This window comes from Parabacteroides sp. MSK.9.14, assembly GCF_019041495.1.
Classification (GTDB): Bacteria; Bacteroidota; Bacteroidia; order Bacteroidales; family Tannerellaceae; genus Parabacteroides; species Parabacteroides merdae.
Genome location: NZ_JAHPXO010000076.1, coordinates 1 through 5,200, shown reverse-complemented (window position 1 = coordinate 5,200; position 5,200 = coordinate 1). Strand labels below are relative to the sequence as shown.

At 37.8% G+C, this 5,200-nt stretch carries 3 protein-coding genes and 3 pseudogenes; 2 read left to right on the top strand and 4 right to left on the bottom strand.

Translation table 11 applies throughout. The features are described 5' to 3' along the window. Positions 1-138: 138 nt before the first annotated feature. Positions 139-312: pseudogene (locus KTG12_RS20900) on the top strand (DNA primase); the annotation flags it as partial. A gap of 192 nt (positions 313-504) precedes the next feature. Here the strand turns inward: KTG12_RS20900 and KTG12_RS20895 are convergent. From KTG12_RS20895 to KTG12_RS20880, 4 genes and pseudogenes are all read right to left on the bottom strand, one after another. Further along, entirely contained in the window at positions 505-780 is a 276-nt protein-coding gene (locus tag KTG12_RS20895) for a hypothetical protein (RefSeq protein WP_005640374.1), read from the bottom strand. An 88-nt stretch (positions 781-868) separates the two neighbouring features. Next, positions 869-1,411, bottom strand: a complete 543-nt coding sequence (locus KTG12_RS20890; RefSeq protein WP_005640372.1) for an RloB family protein — start codon at positions 1,409-1,411, stop codon at positions 869-871. Between the two features lie 8 nt (positions 1,412-1,419). Next, a complete protein-coding gene (locus KTG12_RS20885) occupies positions 1,420-2,664 on the bottom strand; it encodes an ATP/GTP-binding protein (protein ID WP_005640368.1) in 1,245 nt (414 codons plus the stop codon). Positions 2,665-3,583: 919 nt separating this feature from the next. Then, a pseudogene (locus tag KTG12_RS20880) lies at positions 3,584-4,253 on the bottom strand (transposase); the annotation flags it as partial. A gap of 484 nt (positions 4,254-4,737) precedes the next feature. Between KTG12_RS20880 and KTG12_RS20875 the strand changes: the two are divergent. After that, a pseudogene (locus KTG12_RS20875) lies at positions 4,738-5,200 on the top strand (Arm DNA-binding domain-containing protein); the annotation flags it as partial.

Sequence of the window (5,200 nt, the reverse complement as noted above, 5' to 3'; positions counted from 1 at the left end):
TATCCGTTTTTCATATAAATCATATCTATAGAAGAAGCCCTGTGTCATCTGATGATTTCTGATGACATCTGATGCCATTGCTTTTCATGTTTTAGAGATAAAGCGGTTCTTTGCCCAAATCCATGAAAATGAGATGTTATGAACATACAGGAAGCAAAGGACATCAGACTTGTTGATTTTTTAGCCGGATTCGGATATGAACCGGTAATACAGCGTGGAAACAGCGTGTGGTACAAATCACCTTTTAGGGCGGAAAAGAAGGCTTCTTTCAAGGTAGACCTTCATAAGGAACTGTGGTATGACTTCGGACTGGCCATGAGGGTTCTGATAATCTCATTCCAATGCATTACATGTATTGCCTATTAATAGTGCTATAATTCTGATATATGATGTCTTGCGCATGGATTTGCCTCAACGAATACGAATCTGTCCTCCGATTACTTGCCAATATTCCACTGCTTGAATAATATTATTCCCAATTATAGATGTCCATAATTACTTCTTTTATATTAGCTGTTGCGCCACCTGTAAATTCTCTTTTAATATTTTACCGAGACTTTTTGCAAAGTGTTTGTATGAATTCTTTTCTTTCTCTTTATCATTATCCGATAAATTACTACTATCAATTTCAGAGTGTACAAAACTGACAATACTATCAATTGCATTATCTACGGTTTTGCTGCTAATTTTTGATTTATATCCCAATGCATTTATAACACATATATTTACCAGCTCCAATATCTCTGGCGATTTAATAGCTGCTTTTATTCGCTCTGCCATTAGTTTTGCACCTTTATCTTGTGATTCTGACAAGATGTCAAGAAAGATATCTGCTAATGTTATTTACCTATTCTCCATAATCTTCAAATTACAAACTTTCCAGCAGTTCTATCATTTTATAGATGGTAGTTGATGGATTATTATATGTATCCAGCATCTTGGCTCTTGCCGTTGCTTCTGATGTTTTTTCAGACAGTTGCTGTTTCTCATTTAATGCCAAAGTTCCCTTTGTGTAGTGTTCAAGATGTCTTTTCAGTTTCTTGATGCAGACGTTTTGCGTTAGTTCGGCATGACACTTCTCAAAGTGCAGCAAATACCACAACTCAATACATGGATTCGACACCATCAATATCGCATCTGGAATACTTAGCAGGTGTTCCAGCATTCCGTCCACATCTAGGTCAAACATTAGGAATGTTTTATCATTTTTGGTTACAACATATTCCCGTTTACAATTCTCTATATACCGAACGGATATGTTCGAATCGCTCTTTCTTGGGATAATTTGAATAGGCGCACGGTATTGTGAACGGAGGTGGCTGATATAAGCAACCTCAGACTCCCCTTCACAGAAAACAAAGAAGTTTGGCTTCATTGTTTTGCCTTTGGATTTTCTTATTTGTCGTCCCATATCAGTTTCTATTTTATAAAATTATCCGTCTGTTCGTCAATATACGGGATGGCATCAAAACGACCTTGCAGATATGCCTTTTCTGCATCCAGCCCGTCACGGAAATCTTTGTAATCAAACAGCGAATACAAATCCGAGGACCCGTCATCCCGTTTGTTAACAAAATATATCTGATCCTTACGTAACTTGTTGGTATTAAGCAGGTATGTATTGTGTGTAGTATATATCAACTGCGCCGATTCGCTTTTATTGAACAAACCGATAATATATTCTACCAGTTTTATATGCAGCTGCGTTTCGATTTCATCTATCAACAAGATTTTATTATTCTTGACGATATCCAGGATTGTCAGCATCATATTGAATAAACGCTGTGTTCCATCAGACTCTTCTGCAAAAAAGTTGAAAGGAACATCCGGGTTATTTCTGTGATAGGTCGTAATGACCAGCTGTGGTTTCTGAATATCTTCTACCGACAATATTTGATTGTCTGCAGGGTCAATCACTGCAGTCGAAAATACTTTATTCTCGTGCCTGCTGTCGATTTTGACAATGTCGCTATCAGCAATTCGCAGCACATTAAGGAACTGTTCTTTGTTCTCATTCAACAAGCGCTCGACAGAGAACGAATTATATCCGAAATAATTCAAAATAAAACGCTCATTGAAATATCGAAAAACATCTTTTGCTGTATCTCGATCCATCTGACTGGCGCGTGACACGAAAAGCGTTTTTTTGGATGTATTGGCAGCAACATCCATAGGGCGGCGAATCACCGAGCGGAATTCATAGATATTCTTTTTGTCGGGTCCCTTTGTTTCATCACGGGAAAATACCAGTGAACGACGGCCATTCGGATAATAGTAAAGTGCCTCTTTCAGTATCTCAACTTTATTGAGTTCAAAAGAATATTCATATTCGATACCTTCAAGGAGGAAGCGAATGAAGAATGTACTTGGCTTGCCAATGCCTCCGAATTTGAACGGAGTAAAGGCAAATATCGTATTCTCATTGTAATTATGAGATGAGAATATCATTCCCACACAAGCGCGAATAGCCTTGATAAGGCTGCTCTTTCCTGACGCATTTGCACCATAAATGGCAACAGTTTTAAGCAACCGCTCATCACCGCATACAAATGTATTTTCTTCAAGCTCCTTTGCCTTTTTTGTCTGTATGCTTGCTGCCTGCATATCCAGTACCACCTCATCTTTAATTGAGAAGAAGTTGCTCAAACGAATTTCAAGTATCATTTCATCCCTTAAATTTGTAATTGTTTTGCAAATATAGCAAATTAAATGACAAAATCATAATTCGGACAATTTTTAATAGATTAGAGGTAGCCTGCATAAAATATTGTTATATAGGGGGGCATTCGACAAGCCAAAGAATGATGTTTCTATATCTGTGTGTTCATTCACTACTTGCAACTCATAAACCTTTTTGGTTAACGCAATATGACACACTTACAGTGGTTTAACTTTATCTGCCAGTTGCATGGTTGATACGTATTTATCCGCTATACAGCCCGATTGCCAATACCCCGACTGGCATTTGTCATAGGGAGCACTGTTCATACAAGCAGCAAGTTGAAACATGAAAGATTGTCCGAAACGATACAAAAATAGTATGTTCAACGTCTTGAGAACTGCCGTCAGACTATCACAGAAATTACTAGTTATTCGACTCTTTTCATTTGGAACTATTTCGTTTGGATAATTCTCTTCAATTTCTCGTTCTATTCTTGATAAGACTGCCTGTTTGTGAATTTGTCACAATTGGCACCATGTTTTTTGATGAATTCGCAAAGATTCTTGTTTTTACAACTGGAAGATCATATCCTCTAAAAAATGTGATATTACCCCAAGTTGTCATCAAAAAAGTGTATTATATACTGGTTTTCATCCTCGAAAAAATGTATCTTTGCAAGAGACAAGTGAATAATTCTTATTTTAAATTCTTATATAATTGACAGATTTATATGAAATATAAACACTTATGGAAGTTTTGAAAAGTTTCAGGTAACGATTTGGATATCGTGCTAAATTCAGTATTTTACAGCCTCATACTTATGAGACAACTCTTCTTTAAACAAAGGTAAGAATATTTTTGAGATTAGGAAAAATTTCGAAGGGGAAAATAGAAAATGCTTGAAAGATGATTAGGATAATTTAAAAATTGGTTCTCGGTCCCTATTTGCAGATTATATCCGGGCTTGGCCTGTCCGTTTCTCATGGTGTCTTCTTTCATGCGTATGAAGGTGGCATCAGGATCGGTTTTGGAATAGGAGTTGCGTTCTCCAATAGTGTCAAGAGGGTTGTCGTATTCCATCAACTTGTTACGGTACTGTTCAAGTTCCCGGACCTGTTTCTTCCTTTCCCGGATGAATTTCTTTTGTACCTTGTCCTTTGTTACAGGCTGGTGTTCCAGCACCTCTTTAAGTTCATTCACTATATCTGAGAGCATGGTGGGAGTGAACTCTACGGGTATGTCTTTGGCGGAGTTCTCTTGAGCTATGGCTTCATCCACCTGCTCTAGAGAATGCGGATCTTATCCATCAGCTTTGTCCGATTCTTTTCGACTGTCTTGCGCCAGACAAAAGTATATTTGTTGGCCCTGGACTCAATCTTGGTACCGTTGATATACTTTAGTCAAAGCTGATGAAACCTTTGGAGGCAAGGACAAGAACCAACAGCGTGAATACGGTATTTATTTCCTCTTTTACACGGTTTCGAAAACGGTTGATGGTAATAAAATCCGGATGTTCATTACCGGAAAGCCAGATATAACGAATGTCACGTAAAAGAAGTTTCTCTATTTTGCGGCACGAATAGATATTATCTCTGGCAAAATCAATCAGAGACGAAAAAATAACGATAGCACAACTGGTATTCAATGACTTATAAGGGAATCCGATGAAAGCTTTTCCAATGCCAAAATGCAGAAAAACGAAAGACAACGAGGGCAAACGGTTACCAAATCGTATATCCAAAACGCAAACTTTTATCGATTTGCATAACTATCTGACAAGCAGTGTAATCTTCTATATTCTTCCCATTCAAAACAAGTGGTTGAAATGCAAAAAATGACATAAATGTGAAAGTGTTCCGTTACGAATACATTACCTGTTTGAGTATCCGGAAACACCTGCTTTTAAGGCTGGAACTACCTGAAAGCAATGGGTTTCCAATGATACGTGAGTGATTTTTCGTAGAACGGTATTAAATTTTCTCTTTATGAGATTCTATTTCACCGATTGTCAGTCTTTTGCATATCAATGATTAGCTCTAACGCATGTAAATTTGCAATTAAAAATAGAGCTGATTATGAATGAATTAAAAGTAACTTTCTATCTAAAGAAAAATGAGACGAGAGCCGATGGAACCGTCCCTGTTTTGGGACGGATACGAATCGGAACATCAATGGTACAGTTCAGTGCCAAAGTGTATCTTCAGGAAAAGTTGTGGGATGTAAAGTCCGGCAGGGCAAAAGGTAAAAGCAAGGCGGCATTAAACACCAATGCAGAGCTGGACAAATTATGTGTGACCATCCATTCCGCATACAAAGACCTGCAACTGAAAAGCGACAATGTCCTTGCCGTCGATGTGAAAAACGCTTTTCAAGGAATCGCATCCGAGCAAGATATGCTGGTCAAGCATTACGAGCATCTCAATGAGAAATTCTACAAGAAAGTGGGTGTCAACCGTTCCATCGACACCTATAAACGGTATTGTGTGGCACTGAACCACCTAAAGAATTTTCTTCAAAAGAAATACAAGGTAAGGGATA

Bases quoted from the DNA above. Each gene is read 5' to 3' on its own strand.
- KTG12_RS20895 (WP_005640374.1), bottom strand. From the start codon at position 780: ATGGCAGAGCGAATAAAAGCAGCTATTAAATCGCCAGAGATATTGGAG.
- KTG12_RS20885 (WP_005640368.1), bottom strand. From the start codon at position 2,664: ATGATACTTGAAATTCGTTTGAGCAACTTCTTCTCAATTAAAGATGAG.
- KTG12_RS20890 (WP_005640372.1), bottom strand. From the start codon at position 1,411: ATGGGACGACAAATAAGAAAATCCAAAGGCAAAACAATGAAGCCAAAC.